General features: G+C 66.2%; 14 protein-coding genes. 11 read left to right on the forward strand and 3 right to left on the reverse strand.

Annotation, left to right across the window (positions count from 1 at the left end; translation table 11 throughout):
• The first annotated feature begins 194 nt into the window (after positions 1 to 194).
• Positions 195 to 2312, forward strand: coding sequence for an acyl-CoA dehydrogenase family protein (locus AC5Y5Z_RS13685; RefSeq protein ID WP_499925580.1), 2118 nt, complete (start codon positions 195 to 197; stop codon positions 2310 to 2312).
• A gap of 15 nt (positions 2313 to 2327) precedes the next feature.
• Here the strand turns inward: AC5Y5Z_RS13685 and AC5Y5Z_RS13690 are convergent, their stop codons facing one another.
• A complete protein-coding gene (locus tag AC5Y5Z_RS13690) occupies positions 2328 to 2861 on the reverse strand; it encodes a hypothetical protein (RefSeq protein ID WP_463828578.1) in 534 nt (177 codons plus the stop codon).
• Positions 2862 to 2934: 73 nt separating this feature from the next.
• A complete protein-coding gene (locus tag AC5Y5Z_RS13695) occupies positions 2935 to 4005 on the reverse strand; it encodes a 2Fe-2S iron-sulfur cluster-binding protein (protein WP_499925664.1) in 1071 nt (356 codons plus the stop codon).
• 172 nt (positions 4006 to 4177) lie between these two features.
• Here AC5Y5Z_RS13695 and hsaA point away from each other — a divergent pair, with 172 nt between their 5' ends.
• From hsaA to AC5Y5Z_RS13720, 5 genes are all read left to right on the forward strand, one after another.
• The gene (gene hsaA, locus AC5Y5Z_RS13700) at positions 4178 to 5362 is read left to right on the forward strand and encodes a 3-hydroxy-9,10-secoandrosta-1,3,5(10)-triene-9,17-dione monooxygenase oxygenase subunit (RefSeq protein WP_463828579.1); all 1185 of its coding nucleotides are present in this window, start codon (positions 4178 to 4180) and stop codon (positions 5360 to 5362) included.
• The gene (gene hsaD / locus AC5Y5Z_RS13705) at positions 5359 to 6234 is read left to right on the forward strand and encodes a 4,5:9,10-diseco-3-hydroxy-5,9,17-trioxoandrosta-1(10),2-diene-4-oate hydrolase (protein ID WP_499925582.1); all 876 of its coding nucleotides are present in this window, start codon (positions 5359 to 5361) and stop codon (positions 6232 to 6234) included. Before hsaA ends, hsaD begins: the two co-directional genes overlap by 4 nt.
• The gene (gene hsaC / locus AC5Y5Z_RS13710) at positions 6231 to 7133 is read left to right on the forward strand and encodes an iron-dependent extradiol dioxygenase HsaC (protein ID WP_473139836.1); all 903 of its coding nucleotides are present in this window, start codon (positions 6231 to 6233) and stop codon (positions 7131 to 7133) included. The genes hsaD and hsaC overlap by 4 nt, the downstream gene beginning before the upstream one ends.
• 2 nt (positions 7134 to 7135) lie before the next feature.
• Positions 7136 to 7702: a 3-hydroxy-9,10-secoandrosta-1,3,5(10)-triene-9,17-dione monooxygenase reductase subunit gene (gene hsaB / locus AC5Y5Z_RS13715; RefSeq protein ID WP_463828582.1), complete on the forward strand. Its 567-nt coding sequence runs from the start codon at positions 7136 to 7138 to the stop codon at positions 7700 to 7702.
• A gap of 202 nt (positions 7703 to 7904) precedes the next feature.
• Positions 7905 to 8513 carry a hypothetical protein gene (locus tag AC5Y5Z_RS13720; protein WP_499925585.1) on the forward strand — a complete coding sequence of 203 codons (609 nt, stop codon included), beginning with the start codon at positions 7905 to 7907 and terminating at the stop codon, positions 8511 to 8513.
• Between the two features lie 12 nt (positions 8514 to 8525).
• Here the strand turns inward: AC5Y5Z_RS13720 and AC5Y5Z_RS13725 are convergent, their stop codons facing one another.
• Entirely contained in the window at positions 8526 to 10259 is a 1734-nt protein-coding gene (locus tag AC5Y5Z_RS13725; protein WP_463828584.1) for a GMC oxidoreductase, read from the reverse strand.
• 441 nt (positions 10260 to 10700) lie between these two features.
• Between AC5Y5Z_RS13725 and AC5Y5Z_RS13730 the strand changes: the two genes are divergently transcribed.
• The 5 genes from AC5Y5Z_RS13730 to AC5Y5Z_RS13750 are packed head-to-tail and all read left to right on the forward strand — an operon-like array spanning position 10701 to position 15404.
• Entirely contained in the window at positions 10701 to 11519 is an 819-nt protein-coding gene (locus AC5Y5Z_RS13730) for an MlaE family ABC transporter permease (RefSeq protein WP_499925666.1), read from the forward strand.
• A complete protein-coding gene (locus AC5Y5Z_RS13735) occupies positions 11519 to 12391 on the forward strand; it encodes an MlaE family ABC transporter permease (RefSeq protein WP_463828585.1) in 873 nt (290 codons plus the stop codon). The genes AC5Y5Z_RS13730 and AC5Y5Z_RS13735 overlap by 1 nt, the downstream gene beginning before the upstream one ends.
• Before the next feature lie 3 nt (positions 12392 to 12394).
• The gene (locus AC5Y5Z_RS13740; RefSeq protein WP_499925587.1) at positions 12395 to 13381 is read left to right on the forward strand and encodes an MlaD family protein; all 987 of its coding nucleotides are present in this window, start codon (positions 12395 to 12397) and stop codon (positions 13379 to 13381) included.
• Positions 13378 to 14394 carry an MlaD family protein gene (locus AC5Y5Z_RS13745; protein WP_499925589.1) on the forward strand — a complete coding sequence of 339 codons (1017 nt, stop codon included), beginning with the start codon at positions 13378 to 13380 and terminating at the stop codon, positions 14392 to 14394. Before AC5Y5Z_RS13740 ends, AC5Y5Z_RS13745 begins: the two co-directional genes overlap by 4 nt.
• A complete protein-coding gene (locus AC5Y5Z_RS13750) occupies positions 14394 to 15404 on the forward strand; it encodes an MlaD family protein (protein WP_499925591.1) in 1011 nt (336 codons plus the stop codon). Before AC5Y5Z_RS13745 ends, AC5Y5Z_RS13750 begins: the two co-directional genes overlap by 1 nt.
• Position 15405 lies beyond the last annotated feature (1 nt).

Below are 15405 nucleotides of genomic sequence, written 5' to 3' on the forward strand. Positions count from 1 at the left end.
CTGGTGTGGGCGATCTGTTCGCAAACGATACGCATTCTCGGCGTACATCTCCCACCTCCCCGCAGTCGGGACAGCGACGTGTCCTGGCCTGATTACCGTCGACTTGACGGTTGATCGTTTCCACTATTAGAACACGTTCTAGTGGGCATGAAAGACTGTGTGCCCGGTGAACTTGATGACGCTGAGGAGTGCTCGTGGTAGCGACCGTCACCGACGAACAGTTCGCCGCGCGCGAGCTGGTGCGCGACTGGGCCCGCAGCGCGGCCGCGGGGGAGCCCGCCGTCGCCCCGGCCCGAGCGGTGGAGCAGGGGGATCCCGACGCCTGGCGGCCGGTTTTTTCGGGCCTGGCCGACCTCGGCTTGTTCGGGGTCGCCGTGTCCGAGGAGGCCGGGGGCGCCGGGGCGGGCATCGAGGATCTGTGCGCCATGGTCGAGGAGGCCGCCAAGGCGCTGGTGCCGGGGCCGGTCGCCACGACCGCGTTGGCGACCCTGCTGGTCGCCGACCCGGAACTGTTGGGCGCGTTGATGTCTGGTGAACGTTTCGCCGGGCTGGCGCTGGACGGCGACGTGCAGTTCGACGGCGAGGCGGCCTCCGGCACGCTGCCGTGGGTGCTCGGCGGTGCGTCGGGCGGGTTGTTGTTGGTGCCGGCCGACGGCAAGTGGGTGCTCGTCGATTCCGACGCCGACGGGGTGACGCTGGAGCCGCTGCGCGCCGCGGACTTCTCCCGCCCGTTGGCCCGGGTGAAGCTGACGTCCGCCCGGGCCGTCCCGCTCGAAGCCCCGCGCGGGCGGGTCGAGGACCTGGCAGCGACGCTGCTGGCCGCCGAAGCCGCGGGCATCACCCGATACGCCCTGGAAACTGCCGTCGCCTATGCCAAGGTGCGGGAGCAGTTCGGCAAGCCGATCGGCAGCTTTCAAGCGGTCAAACACCTGTGCGCGCAGATGCTGTGCCGCGCCGAGCAGGCCGAGGTGGCCGCCGGTGACGCAGCCCGCGCGGCCTCCGATCCGGACCACCGGCAATTCGCCATCGCCGCAGCCCTGGCGGCCGGTCTGACCATCGACGCCGCGAAGGCCAACGTCAAGGACTGCATTCAGGTACTCGGCGGCATCGGCTGCACCTGGGAGCACGACGCGCACCTCTACCTGCGGCGGGCGCACAGCATCGGCCGGTTCCTCGGCGGTGCGCAGCGCTGGTTGCGCCGGGTCGCGGCGCTGACCCAGGACGGGGTCCGCCGGCAACTGTCCATCGACCTGACCGAGGTAGAAGGTCGGCGGGCCGAGATCGCCGCGGCGGTGGCCGAAGTGGCGCAACTGCCGGTGGAGCAGCGGCAGGCCGCGCTGGCCGAGGCCGGCCTGCAGGCGCCGCACTGGCCGGCGCCGCACGGGCGTGGGGCCGGCCCGGCCGAACAGCTGCTGATCGATCAGGAGCTGGCAGCGGCAGGCGTCGAGCGTCCGGACCTGGTGATCGGCTGGTGGGCCGCGCCGACCATCCTCGAGCACGGCACCCCGGAACAGATCGAACGGTTCGTGCCGTCCACCCTGCGCGGCGACTTCCTCTGGTGCCAGCTGTTTTCCGAGCCGGGAGCCGGTTCCGACCTCGCGTCGCTGCGCACCAAGGCGGTGCGCGGTGACGGCGGTTGGCTGCTCACCGGGCAGAAGGTGTGGACATCGGCCGCCCACAAAGCCGCCTGGGGGGTGTGTCTGGCCAGGACGGACCCGGACGTCCCCAAGCACAAGGGCATCACGTACTTCCTGGTGGACATGAAGGCGCCGGGCATCGAGATCCGGCCGCTGCGCGAGATCACCGGTGACTCGCTGTTCAACGAGGTGTTCCTGGACAACGTGTTCGTTCCCGACGAGATGGTGGTCGGCAAGGTCAACGACGGTTGGCGGCTGGCCCGCACCACCTTGGCCAACGAGCGGATAGCGATGGCCAGCGGAACCGCGCTGGGCAACCCGATGGAAGAGCTGCTGCGGGTCCTGGCCGAGATCGACCTCGACGTCGCCCAGCAGGACCGGCTCGCCGGCCTGATCCTGTTGGCCCAGTCCGGGGCGTTGCTGGATCAGCGCATCGCGGTGCTGGCAGTGGGTGGCCAGGATCCGGGGGCGCAGTCCAGCGTGCGCAAGCTGATCGGTGTGCGCTACCGCCAGGAGCTGGCCGAATTCATGATGGATATGTCCGAGGGTGGTGGGCTGGTGCACAACCGGGCGGTCTTTGACTTCCTGAACACCCGGTGTCTGACGATCGCGGGCGGCACGGAGCAGATTTTGCTGACCGTCGCTGCCGAGCGGCTGCTGGGTCTGCCGCGCTGAGGCGGGGGCGGACCGTCAGGTGATCGGCGTCTGCGCGCAGGTGCTGGGCGAGGTGAGGTTGACGCCGGGATAGACGACCTGGATGTGCGTGCACACGTACACCAGCGTGTTCGCCGACATCGGCTTTCCCGTCGACCAGCTCGTCGAGTTGATCACGCCGGTCGTCTGGTACTTGTCGGGCGGGCCGTCACCGAAGTACTGCGTGGTGATCGTGTCGATTCCGCCCTCTTTGAACACCCGCTCGAACTGGCTGGTGGCGTGCACGTCCAGATACGCCAGGCGGTTGTTCGACCGGATCTCGGTGGTCTGGCGGGCCCACAGGCCGGACGGGAACCCGGCCGGGCCGTCGGGTGTGCGCAGGTTGGCCCCGGCGACGAAGTCGCAGGTGCCGCCACCGTGGCAATTGACGTAGGAATGTGTCTCGATCTGGCTCGCCTCGTCGACGGGGAACAGGGTGGTGGCGGCGTTGTCGCCGGCCGCCGCGACGGGAACGGGCGACCACGTCAGCAGCACGCCTGCGGTCGCCAGAGCCGGTACCAGACGCTTCATCCCGCTTCCCCTTCCCGGTCCAGCACAGTCTCGTCTACCGAAGCAGATTTGGGGTGAGATTGACAGGGCGCGATCACTCGTCGTAGGTGACTTCCACCGAGTCCGAAGCCGGGTGGGCCTGACACGCCAGGATCAGCCCCTCGTCGAGATCCTGCTGTTCGAGCACGTCGTTGACTTCCATCGTGACGTTGCCGGTGCGCAGGGTGGTCGCGCAGGCACCGCAGTGCCCTTCCCGGCAGGAGAACGGGGCGTCGAGCCCCCGGGCAAGCAGCACATCGAGCAGTTTGGCGCTGCGCGGCCACGACACCGTGTGGGTTTCGCCGTCCAGTTCGACCACCGCGGTCGCCGGTCCGGCGTCGTCGTCGGCGCTGTCGTCCAGGGTGACCGCCGCGAAGGGGTCGGATTCCAGCGACTTGAACACCTCGATATGCACTTGCCGCGCAGGGACATTCAACGATTCCAGGGCCAGGCGCGCCGCCTCCATGAACGGGCCCGGCCCGCAGATGAAGACCGGCCGGCTGGTGAAGGGGGTGGCCAGCCGGGCCAGCGCGGCGGCACCCGGCAGTCCCTGCAGGGACTCCAGCCAGTGCAGCACCGTGAGCCGATCCGGATACTTCGCCGCCAGGTCGCGCAGCGTGGCACCGAAGATCACCGAGTTCTCGTCCCGGTTGGCATAGATCAGGGTCACCTGACCGCTGCCTTCGGACAGTGCCGACTTGCAGATGGACATGATCGGGGTGATCCCGCTGCCGGCGGCCAGCAGCAGGAAATTGTCGTCCAGGGTTGTGGGCACGAAGGTGCCCGACGGGGCCAGCAGATGGATGCGCATGCCTTTGTGGGCGTTGTCGCAGAGCCAGTTGGATGCGTAGCCGTCGGCGGTGCGTTTGACCGTCACCGTCAGCGCGTCGTCGGTGAACGGCGAGCTGCACAGCGAGTAGCAGCGGGCCACCGACCCGGTGCGGTCGCTGGGTACCCGCAGGGTCAGAAACTGGCCGGGCGCGTAGCGCAGCCGCTCGGCCGGGATGGCGGCGTCGTCGGGAACGGCGAATACCAGCGATCGCGCGTCGTCGGTCTCGGCGACGACATCGGCGATCTGCAGCTCCAGGACATGGTCGCCGAGCGGCTCGTCGGGTACTCGGTCCAGATCCGCCTGGGTCAAGGCGCGCCCTCTCTTCGGTCAACTAGAACATGTTATAGAAAACCCGATTCGCATCTCTACCAGCCGCAGGAATACCCTGCTCGACACAAATCGGAACGTGTTCTAGTCTTTTCTCTACGTGCGACTCAGCCCGCGCTCCCACAGGAGGCAAACGTAAGTGACCACCATTCAACAGCGTGATGCGCAGCAGGTGTTAGCTGCCATCGACGATCTGCTGCCGCGGATCCGCGAACGCGCTCAGGCGACCGAGGATCTGCGCCGGCTGCCGGACGAGACGGTGCAGGAACTCGCCGAGGTTGGCTTCTTCACGTTGTTGCAGCCCGAGCAGTGGGGCGGCCTGCAGTGCGACCCCGCCCTGTTCTACGAGGCGGTGCGCCGGATCGCCAGCGCCTGCGGCTCCACCGGCTGGGTGAGTTCGATCCTCGGGGTGCACAACTGGCACCTGGCGCTGTTCGATCAGCAGGCCCAGGAAGAGGTGTGGGGCGAGGACACCGCGACGCGGATCTCGTCGTCCTACGCCCCGATGGGCGCCGGCGTCGTCGCCGACGGCGGCTACCTGGTCAATGGTTCATGGAACTGGTCGTCCGGTTGCGACCACGCCACGTGGGCATTCCTGGGCGGGCCGGTCATCAAGGACGGCCGTCCGGTCGACTTCGGCAGCTTCCTGATCCCGCGCAGCGAGTACCGCATCGACGACGTCTGGCACGTGGTCGGTTTGAAGGGCACCGGCAGCAACACCGTCGTGGTCAAAGACGTCTTCGTGCCCCGGCACCGGTTCCTGTCGTACAAGGCGATGAACGACGGCACCGCCGGCGGGTATGAGCGCAACACCGCCCCGGTCTACAAGATGCCGTGGGGCACCATGCATCCCACCACCATTTCGGCGCCGATCGTCGGTATGGCCTACGGCGCCTACCAGGCGCACGTCGAGCACCAGGGCAAGCGGGTACGTGCCGCGTTCGCCGGCGAGAAGGCCAAGGACGACCCGTTCGCCAAGGTGCGGATCGCCGAGGCGGCCAGTGACATCGACGCGGCCTGGCGTCAGCTCAGCGGCAACGTTGCCGACGAGTACGCGCTGCTGTCCGCCGGCAAGGAGATTCCGTTCGACCTGCGGGCCCGCGCGCGGCGGGACCAGGTGCGTGCCACCGGTCGCGCGATCGCGTCGATCGACCGGCTGTTCGAGGCCTCCGGTGCGACCGCGCTGGGAATTGAGCAACCCGTGCAACGCTTCTGGCGCGACGCGCACGCCGGCCGGGTGCACGCGGCGAACGACCCGGAGCGGGCCTACCAGATCTTCGGTAACCACGCGTTCGGGTTGCCGCCCGGCGACACGATGGTATGAGCACAACGGACGAGCTCACCTTCGAGTCCACCTCGCGGTTTGCCGAAGTCGACGTCGACGGTCCGCTGCGGCTGCACTACCACGAGGCGGGGGTCGGCAACGGGCAGACGGTGGTGCTGTTGCACGGCGGCGGGCCCGGTGCGTCGAGTTGGACGAACTTCTCCCGCAATATCGCGGTGCTGGCCGAGCAGTTCCACGTGCTGGCGGTCGATCAGCCGGGGTACGGGCACTCCGACAAGCGTGCCGAGCACGGCCAGTTCAACCGCTATGCGGCCCGGGCGCTCCACGGACTGTTCGAGCAACTTGACTTGAAACGCGTTCCGCTGGTTGGTAATTCGCTGGGCGGCGGTACTGCGGTGCGGTTCGCGCTGGACTATCCGGAGTTGGCCGGACGGTTGGTGCTGATGGGTCCGGGCGGTCTGAGCGTGAACCTGTTCGCGCCCGACCCCACCGAGGGCGTCAGACGGCTGGGCAAATTCTCCGTCGAGCCGACCCGGGAGAACCTCGAGGCATTTCTGCGCGTCATGGTCTACGACCAGAAGCTGATCACCCACGAACTGATCGACCAGCGTTTCGAACTGGCCAGCACCCCGGAGTCGCTGACGGCGACCCGCGCGATGGGAATGTCGTTCTCCGGCGCGGATTTCGAGCTCGGCATGATGTGGCGCGAGGTGTACAAACTGCGTCAGCCGGTACTGCTCATCTGGGGCCGCGAGGACCGGGTCAACCCGTTGGACGGCGCACTGGTGGCACTCAAGACGATCCCGCGGGCTCAGCTGCACGTGTTCGGGCAGTGCGGACACTGGGCCCAGGTGGAGAAGTTCGACGAATTCAACAAGCTGACAATCGATTTCCTGGGAGGTGCGAGATGAGCATCCGGTCACTGGGCTATCTGCGCATCGAGGCCACCGACATGGCCGCCTGGCGCGAGTTCGGGCTGAAGGTCCTCGGCATGATCGAGGGCAAAGGGGCTACCGAGGGCGCCCTCTACCTGCGGATGGACGACTTCCCGGCCCGGTTGGTGATCGTCCCGGGCGAGCAGGACCGGCTCATCGAAGCCGGCTGGGAATGCGCGAATGCCGCTGGGCTGCAGGAGATCCGCAACCGGCTCGACATCGAGGGCACGCCCTATAAGGAAGCGACCGCCGCCGAACTGGCCGATCGCCGGGTCGACGAGATGATCCGGTTCGCCGACCCGTCCGGCAACTGCCTGGAGGTTTTCCACGGCGCCGCCCTGGAGCACCGTCGGGTGGTCAGCCCGTACGGGCACACGTTCGTCACCGCGGAGCAGGGTCTGGGGCATGTGGTGCTGACCACCCGCGACGACGAAGAGACGTTGCACTTCTACCGGGATGTGCTGGACTTCAAGCTGCGCGACTCGATGCGGCTGCCGCCACAGCTGGTCGGCCGGCCGGCCGACGGCCCGCCGGCGTGGTTGCGGTTCCTGGGCTGCAACCCCCGCCATCACAGCCTGGCGTTCATGCCGGGACAGACCCCCAGCGGCATCGTGCACCTGATGGTCGAGGTGGGCGAAGCCGACGACGTCGGGCTGTGCCTGGATCGGGCGTTGCGCAGAAAGGTGCCGATGTCGGCGACGCTGGGCCGCCACGTCAACGACCTGATGCTGTCCTTCTACATGAAGACACCCGGTGGCTTCGATGTCGAATTCGGTTGTGAGGGAAGACAAGTCGAGGATCACGACTGGATCGCGCGGGAGAGCACCGCGGTGAGTCTGTGGGGTCACGACTTCTCGGTCGGGTTCAAGAGCTAGCCGTGAGCGCTGCGCCGATCGACCCGCGAACGTTCCGCAGCGTGCTGGGTCAGTTCTGCACCGGCATCACCATCATCACCACCGTGCACGACGACGTGCCGATCGGCTTCGCCTGCCAGTCCTTCGCGGCGCTGTCGCTGGACCCGCCGCTGGTGTTGTTCTGTCCGACCAAGGTGTCGCGTTCCTGGCAGGCAATCGAGGCCAGCGGACGGTTCTGCGTCAACGTGCTGACCGAGGGCCAGCAGCACGTGTCGGCACGGTTCGGCTCCAAAGAGCCGGACAAGTTCGCCGGAATCGACTGGCGCCCATCAGAGCTCGGGTCTCCGATCATCGAAGGGTCGCTGGCCTACATCGATTGTGCTGTCGCATCGGTGCACGACGGCGGTGACCATTTCGTGGTGTTCGGTGCGGTCAACTCGCTGTCCGAGGTCCCCGAGATCAAGCCGCGGCCGTTGTTGTTCTATCGCGGCGATTACACCGGCATCGAACCGGACAAGACCACACCGGCCCAATGGCGTGACGACCTGGAAGCGTTCCTCACCACCACCACCGACGACACCTGGCTCTGACAGACCCTGTCGGGCCATTCCCAAAACTTGGGAAAATCAAATACGGTGTCAAATGATTGGACTTTTCCTCAGTAGTATTCGACAAGAAATATTCACCATTGCCTTTTTCGAAATCGGGTTTTAATTTTCGTGGTGCGGCGTTCATGGTGTCCGGAACGTCGCATTAACCGACCCCACAGGTCCGATCCAGAAAAGGTATGACATGTCAATCGAAGCAACTGAAAGCCGCGTCAGCGAACTCCGAGAACGGGAGGCCGCGCAGGAGGCGTGGGATTGGATCGTCGACCTCAAAGAGCGGGCGAAAACAGACAGTGCCGCCGCCGAAGCCGAACTCGACGCGATTTTCCGCCACGGCACCGCGCCCGGTGACCTGGACGGACCCACCGACGGGATCCTGGTGATGACCACCACCAACGCCGTCGTCGATGCGGCCGCCCGGTTGGTGACCAGCCTGTGGATGCCGTGGCAGGGTAAACGGTTCGACCTGTCCGCGGGCACCGGCGACAACCGCATGACCAACAACGCCAACCTGCCGTCCAAGCTGTTGTGGCCGCTGTACAAGATGAAGGACACGGCCGGCGGCAAGCTCGCCTTCGACTTCAAGACCTACCAGGACGCCGGCAAGCTGGACCCGGACGTGCAGGTCATGGTCATCGACTACGCCGACGTCAAGGAGAACCCCTACGTCATCATCCGCAGCATCCGCGACGAGCTGGTCGAGGTGGTGCCCGGTACCTATCTGGGCAAGATCTTGTACCGGCTGCCCCGCGAGCGGTACGAGATGATCGGCTTCTTCGCCCTGCGGACCTAGCCCTCGGCCGGCTCAGGCCCGGTCGTCGGCTTCGACGGCCGGGTCGTAGCCGGGCAGGCCCAGCTCCTCGCGCATGAGTTCGGCGGTGCGTTCAGCGAACATCGAAATGGTCAGGAACGGGTTGACGCCGATAGCCCGCGGGATCACCGATGCGTCGCAGACGTAGAGCCCGTCGTAGGTGCCGCCGTCGGGCCGGAACACCCGTCCGGCGTGGTCGACCACGCCGGCGTCGACGTTGTCGGCGGTGGTGCAGCCGCCCATCGGGTGCGCGGTGATCAGGTGCTTGCCCAGAAAGCGCGTGTCCCAGCGCGGGTTCTTGATGTAGGTGCCGCCGATGGCCTCCACCGCCGGCTGCAGCACGGCGTCCACGTCCTTGTAGACGCGCTCGGTGGGGGCACCCGGCCAGTCGACCTTGACGGTGCCGTTCTTGCGCAGCACCAGCTCTCCGTCGGAGTTGTCGTGCACCATGATCAGGAAGCCGAGCGAATGGTTCATCGCCCCGTCGGTGTTGAACGCGATGTCGCGGCGCCACCGCTCCAGCTTGGCCTTGCGGTAGTCGCGGTAGCTGGTCGCGGCCAGCCCCATCAGCCCGAACCGGAAGCTGTCGATCAAGGCGCGCGGCAGCGAAAGGTCCTGGACGGTGAAACGTTTGCGCAGGTCCGACTGGTCGGCGCCGAAGCGCATCGCCGCGGTGATGCTGGGTCCGCACGCCAGCAGTGAGCGTGGTGGTCCGTCGGTGGTGGCCCAGGTCTGGGTGTCGGTCTGCATGTCGGTGTTGTAGGCGATACCGAAGTTGTCGCCATTGCCACTGAAGTTCTTGCCCACTCGCGTCGAGAGCTGCAACCCGGCCTGAGCGGACCTGAGCAGGATTCCGTTACTGCCGAGGGTGCCTGCCGAGACCACTACGCGACGCGCGACGACGGCGGTGACGCCACCGGCACCCTTGTTGCCGGTGTGGCGCGTGATCACCCGCCACCGTCCGTCGTCGGTTGCCTCGATGCGCTGTGCCTCGACACCGGCGAACAGCTCGACGCCGTAGTGGGCGGCCATTGGCAGGTAGTTGGTCATCAACGTGTTCTTCGAACCGGTGTTGTCACCGGTCCCGTCGCCGCCGTGGTTGGGGCACCGCCGGCGTTGCACGCCGTACTTGGTGACCCGGTCCTCGGTGCTGACCGTGATGTTGAGCAGCTCCAGTTGGGCGCCGGCGTTCTTGGCGATCTGGGTGAACGCCTCGACGCGGCGCAGCGGCACATTCTCGGCGTAGGGGAAGGCGCCGAGCATCTTGCGGGCCCGACCGTAATACGTTTCGAGGCCGCCCACGCCAGCGCGCTGCCGCTCGACCAACCGCTGGAACTCTTTCGGCCACGACGCCAGGAAGACCTCCCGGTCGGGCACGATCGCCACATTGAAGTTGATCAGTGAGGTACCGCCAAGGCCGTTGGCGTGAATGACGTCGATGGTCTTGAAACGTTCGAGCTCGATCAGACCGAGCGGGTTCAGCGGCGACCGCAGCTCGGCCGCCGCCGCTTTCTCCGACTCCGGAAATGTGCCGGTCGGCCGCTCCGACCCACGCTCGAAGACGGCGATGTCGAGCTTGCGGCCGGCGCGCGCATTCGCCACACCCAGGCGCGCGGCGGTGATCGCGCCTCCGTAGCCTGAACCGAGGATCACCACGTCGTACTCGCTGCGCATCGCTTCCGGCGGTGTCGCCAGACGGGCAGCGGTGAGCGGGGCCGGATCCACCATGACGACAACCTCCAATTTCGGGGACCGCTAAATGTGTAGCGCAGCGTAAACCCCGCTACCACCTCTCCACCATGGTTCGAAGCAAATTGATCGACCAATCTTTCCGTGTTGACTCAGCGGTGTTCACCGGCGCCGACTGCGGCTTTTGTAAAGAAGTTTGACAGCCGCATTCGCGCGGTGCTTGTCGAGCTGCTTTACACCGCAAAAAAATTGAAAAGAAGGCTCGCATTAGTAATGCTTGGTGTGTACTCTGCGAACTCAACAACAATCGTCCAGCTCTCCCAATGCATCCGTGTGATCGGGGATTTGTCATGCCTTTTTCAGCTGCCTGCCGGACTGCCCGGGCCGGCGTGCGGAAGGAGACGGCCGGTGGTCGCTAGTGCGCAAGTGCTGACGGTGCCACCCCGGCCCCCGGCGTCCCCGCTGCGCCGTCGCTCGCCGGTGTTCGGCACGTTCGCCAGGGGCGCCCGCCGCGTGGTGGGCAAGGCTGACGGCTCGGTGCAGTCCCTGGGCCGGTTCTTCGAGCTGGCGGCGCAGGCCGTCGGGTACCTGCTCACCGACCTGTGCCGGCTGCGCCACCCGTGGCGAGACACCCTGCAGCAGGCGGCATTCATCGTCAGTGTCACCGCCGTTCCGGCGCTGCTGATCTCGGTTCCGTTCGGGGTCATCGTCGCGGTGCAGGTGGGCAGCCTGATCCAGCAGGTCGGTGCGACGTCGATCTGCGGGGCGGCCGGCGGTCTGGGTGTCATCCGGCAGGCCGCGCCGATCGTGGCGGCGCTGTTGCTCGGTGGAGCGGCCGGCGCAGCGGTGACCACCGACCTGGGCGCGCGCAGCATCCGCGACGAGGTGGACGCGCTGCGGGTGATGGGCATCGACCCGGTGCAGCGCCTCGTCGCGCCCCGGCTGGCAGCGATGATCCTGGTGGCGCCGTTGTTGTGTGTCTTCATCATCTTCATGGGCCTGTCGGCCGGTTACGTCATCAACGTCGGGTACCAGTCCGGCACCCCGGGCAGTTATATCGCTTCGTTCGGATCCTTCGCCAGCACAGCCGATCTCGTGGTGGCGCTGCTCAAGACCTGGCTCTTCGGGGTGATCGTCACGCTGATCTCCTGCCAGCGCGGCCTGGAGGCCAGCGGTGGCCCGCGCGGGGTGGCCGACGCGGTCAACGCAGCGGTGGTGCTCGGCGTAGTCACCGTCTTCCTGCTCAATCTGGTGATCACCGAATTCGTCACCATGTTCATGCCGACGAAGGTGGGCTGATGGCTACCCCGTCGAGATACCTGCCGCACGGATTGGCGACCGCGGTCCGGTTGCCCCTGGCCGCCGCGACCAGAAGTATGTCGGTGTTCGAGCGCCTCGGGCATCAGGCCAGCTTCGTGGTGCTTGCGCTGGCTGCCATCCCGCGGACCCTCACCCGCTACCGCCGCCACATCGGGGTTGTGCTGGTCGACATGATCTGGGGGAACGGATCATTCATCGTCGGAGGCGGAACGGTCGGGGTGCTGGTCTTCATGGGCGCCGCGATCGGGGCGTCGGTCGGGATCGAGGGTTACGCGGCGCTCGACATGGTCGGCATGGGGCCGCTGACCGGCTTCATCTCCGCCTACGCCAACACGCGGGAGATGGCGCCGATGATCGCGGCCATCGGTTTCGGTGCGCAGGCCGGCACCCGGATGACCGCCGAGATCGGCGCGATGCGGGTCTCTGAGGAGATCGATGCCCTGGAGGTACAGGGCATTCAGTCGATTCCGTTTGTGGTCACTCCACGCGTCATCGCCAGCGTGATCACCATCGTTCCGCTGTATCTGATGGCGCTGGTGCTCAGCTACCTGTGCTGCGCGCTGGTCGTCAACGTCGTGCACCACCAATCCACGGGCACCTACTCCCACTACTTCGACGCGTTCATCCAACCGTCGGATGTGCTGTTGTCGGTGCTCAAGGCGGCGATCTTCGTCCTGCTCATCGTCGCCATCCACTGCTATGAAGGCTATTACGCCGGCGGTGGGCCCGAAGGCGTTGGGCAGGCATCCGGTCGCGCCATCCGGGCCAGCCTGATCTCCGTCGTCATCGCTGACATGGTGCTGACGCTGGTCTTCTGGGGCAACAACCCGGGCCTACGGTTGTCGGGGTAGCACATGACATTTCGAGAACTGATCGCGCTGGGAGCAACTGCGCGGACGTTGCGAATCCGTGGTGTGGCGGTCGCCGCCGTGCTCACCGGCATTGGCGTCCTGCTCTACCAGACCGCAGATGGGGCCTACGACAACACCTTCCGGCTGACCGTTGTCGCCGACACGATCGGTGAGGGCCTGGCGCCCGGCGCCGAGGTGAAGTTCCACGGCCTGGCCATCGGGTCGGTCAAGGAACTGGAATCGGCCGGTTACAATTGGCAACGCATGACGGTGCTGTTGGACCCGCAACAGGCCCGGGCGCTGACCACCGCCACCAAAGCCAGGTTCACCTCGTCGAACGTGTTCGGCACCGCAGCGGTCGAACTCGTCAGCGACGGCAATGGTCCCCCGCTACGGCCCGATCAAACCCTGGTGATGAGCGTCGATGCGCAGGCTGCCTCCATCACCGGGCTGTTGCGGCAGGGTCAGAAACTGAGTCGAAGCTTCGACACCCCCGAATTCGAGCACGTCGTCGAGGTGCTGCGCCGGCACGCCGGCATCATCGAACCGGTCGCCAGGGCCGGCTCAGACCTGGCCAGGATCATCTCCGATACCAAGACCATGCCTGTCGCACAATCACTTTCGGTACTGGCGTCGTTCGTCAGCGGTCTCAACGACACGCTGCCCGCGGTCGGTCAGACGACCGGCCTGCTCGACGGGCTCACGCCGCTGGTAGCGGCCGGCGGTGTCGATCGCACCAACCGGGTCTTCACCCAGACCGGTCAGCTGTTGATCGACGTCGGTCAACTGTCGGCGCGACACAACACCTGGATCGCTGCGCTGGTCAACGCGATCATGAATGTCGGAATCCCGGCCTCGTTCGCCGCCGGCAGCCTGGCGCCCGCCTATGACCGGCTTTCCGGGCTGCTCGACCGCTTCGGTGGCGCATTCGTAATCGACGACGGACAGGTGAAGCTGCGCACCGAAGTCAGTGTGGCGCCGGGCCGATGAGAAACCTTGCCAGACCCGCATTCTGGGTGACGCTGTTCACCGCAGTGGCCACGGTGTGTGCCATCCTGTTGCTCAGCGCGCTGCGCAACCCGGTCACTGGAGCGGTATCGCACTATACGGCGACGTTCACCGATGTCTCCGGACTCGACGTCGGCAACGACGTCCGCATCTCGGGGGTCCAGGTCGGAAAAGTCGAGACCATCCGGCTCGACGGCCGCAATGCCCAGGTCTCCTTCAGCTCACTCGACGAACACCCGTTATACCGCAACACCATTGCGGCGGTGCGCTACCAGAACCTGCTGGGCCAGCGTTACGTGGAACTGGTCCAGACGTCACCGGGGGGTGTGACGCCCGGCGACCGGCTACCCAACGGCTCCACCATCCCGGTCGGACAGACCGTGCCGTCGTTCGACATCACCAAGCTGTTCAACGGGTTTCGCCCCGTCTTCCAGACCCTCGACGCCGCGCAACTCAATCAGTTCGGGGAGAATCTGCTGCGGTTGATCCAGGGCGACGAGACCGGAGTCGGGCCGGTGTTGCGCGATCTCGACACCATCTCCAAGTACGCGGTCAACCGCCAGGCCGTGATCACCGTGCTGCTGCGCAACCTCAGCGAATTGTCCCGGGACCTCGGCGGCAAGTCGCAGCAGCTGTTCAATCTCATTGACGCGCTCAACGATGCGCTGACCACCTTCACTGCCAAAGCCGAGGCGTTCCGCACTTCGATCGACATCGAACTACCCATGATGCGCAGCCTCGTGCACCTATTGCAGAGCGCCGAACAAGGTTTCGACGCGTCGACATCGCCGCTGTACGGGCTCGCCACCCGGTTGTTCCCGCAGACCCCGACGGTGATCGCCGGCCTGTCCCTGACGCCCACCCTGATCCAGGGCCTGCGTGACTCCCTGGTCGACGACCAGCGGCCCGCCTACTCCTGCTCCAACGGCGAGGTCCACCTCCCCGGCATCGGCGAAGTGTCCTTCGCGCAACAGGATTTGGTGGTGTGCAGATAGTGGCACTCTGGTTCCGTCACCGGCGCGCGCTTGACGATCGCGCCGAAGCAGCCCGCACCCGACGGCTGGGAGTCGTCTGCCTCTGCGCGATCCTGGTGGCACTGGTCACCACCGGCCTGGCTTACGTCAATCCGACCGGGCAAGCCGGGTACACGGCGCATTCCAGCACCTCCGGCGGGGTGCGGCCCGGCGACGAGGTTCGCATCGCCGGGGTTCCGGTCGGAAAGGTCACCAGTGTCGCATTGAACCGGGCGCTGGTCGAGGTGAAGTTCGACATCAAGCGCTCGGTGGCCATCGGTTCGGACTCCACCCTGGACATCCGGCTGCTGACCCCACTGGGTGGCCACTACGTGGCTCTCGACCCGCAGGGCAGAAAACCGTTGGGGGACAACGTGATTCCCCCGCATCATGTCAAGACGCCGTTCCAGGGAAATGACATCATCCAGGCCGTCACCCCCTTCATCAGGGATGTCAACGGCCGGGTCATCCACGACACCTTCACCGAGCTCGCCGACGCCACCAACAAATACCCCAACGCCTTGCGGGAAATCCTGCAGTCCGCCAACGAACTGACCCGTTCGATGAGCAAGATGAGCGGTGACTTCCACCGCGGCATGGATTTCATCAACGACGCCAGCAGTGCCTTCGCGGCGGGCCGGAACCAGCTCACCGCGCTGATCGAGCAGTTCGCGTTGGTCGGGCAGCGCTACACCTCGAAGTCCGTCGACATCATCGAGTTCTTCACGCTGTTGGGTGAACTTACCCGCATCATCGACCGCGTCATGGTGTTCTACCACCGCGAGCTGGCCCCCTCGGTCAACGGCATCGACGACATCGTCACCGCGCTGGTCGGCCACCCGGAGCGGGTCGGCAAGGCCAGCGAAGGACTGACGCAGATCGCCAACGTCCTGTTGCCGATGCTGCAAGGAAAGACTCTCGTCGTGGACCAGAGCAACCGGGTGGCGCGGGCACCGGACATCTGCCTGCCGAGCATGGCGAAGCGGTGCTGAT

The organism is Mycobacterium sp. NGS29 (assembly GCF_059812965.1).

Coding starts and splice junctions, on each gene's coding strand:
- AC5Y5Z_RS13745 (WP_499925589.1), top strand. CDS start 13,378: ATGAGAAACCTTGCCAGACCCGCATTCTGGGTGACGCTGTTCACCGCA.
- AC5Y5Z_RS13725 (WP_463828584.1), bottom strand. CDS start 10,259: ATGGTGGATCCGGCCCCGCTCACCGCTGCCCGTCTGGCGACACCGCCG.
- AC5Y5Z_RS13740 (WP_499925587.1), top strand. CDS start 12,395: ATGACATTTCGAGAACTGATCGCGCTGGGAGCAACTGCGCGGACGTTG.
- AC5Y5Z_RS13720 (WP_499925585.1), top strand. CDS start 7,905: ATGTCAATCGAAGCAACTGAAAGCCGCGTCAGCGAACTCCGAGAACGG.
- hsaC (WP_473139836.1), top strand. CDS start 6,231: ATGAGCATCCGGTCACTGGGCTATCTGCGCATCGAGGCCACCGACATG.
- AC5Y5Z_RS13690 (WP_463828578.1), bottom strand. CDS start 2,861: ATGAAGCGTCTGGTACCGGCTCTGGCGACCGCAGGCGTGCTGCTGACG.
- hsaD (WP_499925582.1), top strand. CDS start 5,359: ATGAGCACAACGGACGAGCTCACCTTCGAGTCCACCTCGCGGTTTGCC.
- AC5Y5Z_RS13735 (WP_463828585.1), top strand. CDS start 11,519: ATGGCTACCCCGTCGAGATACCTGCCGCACGGATTGGCGACCGCGGTC.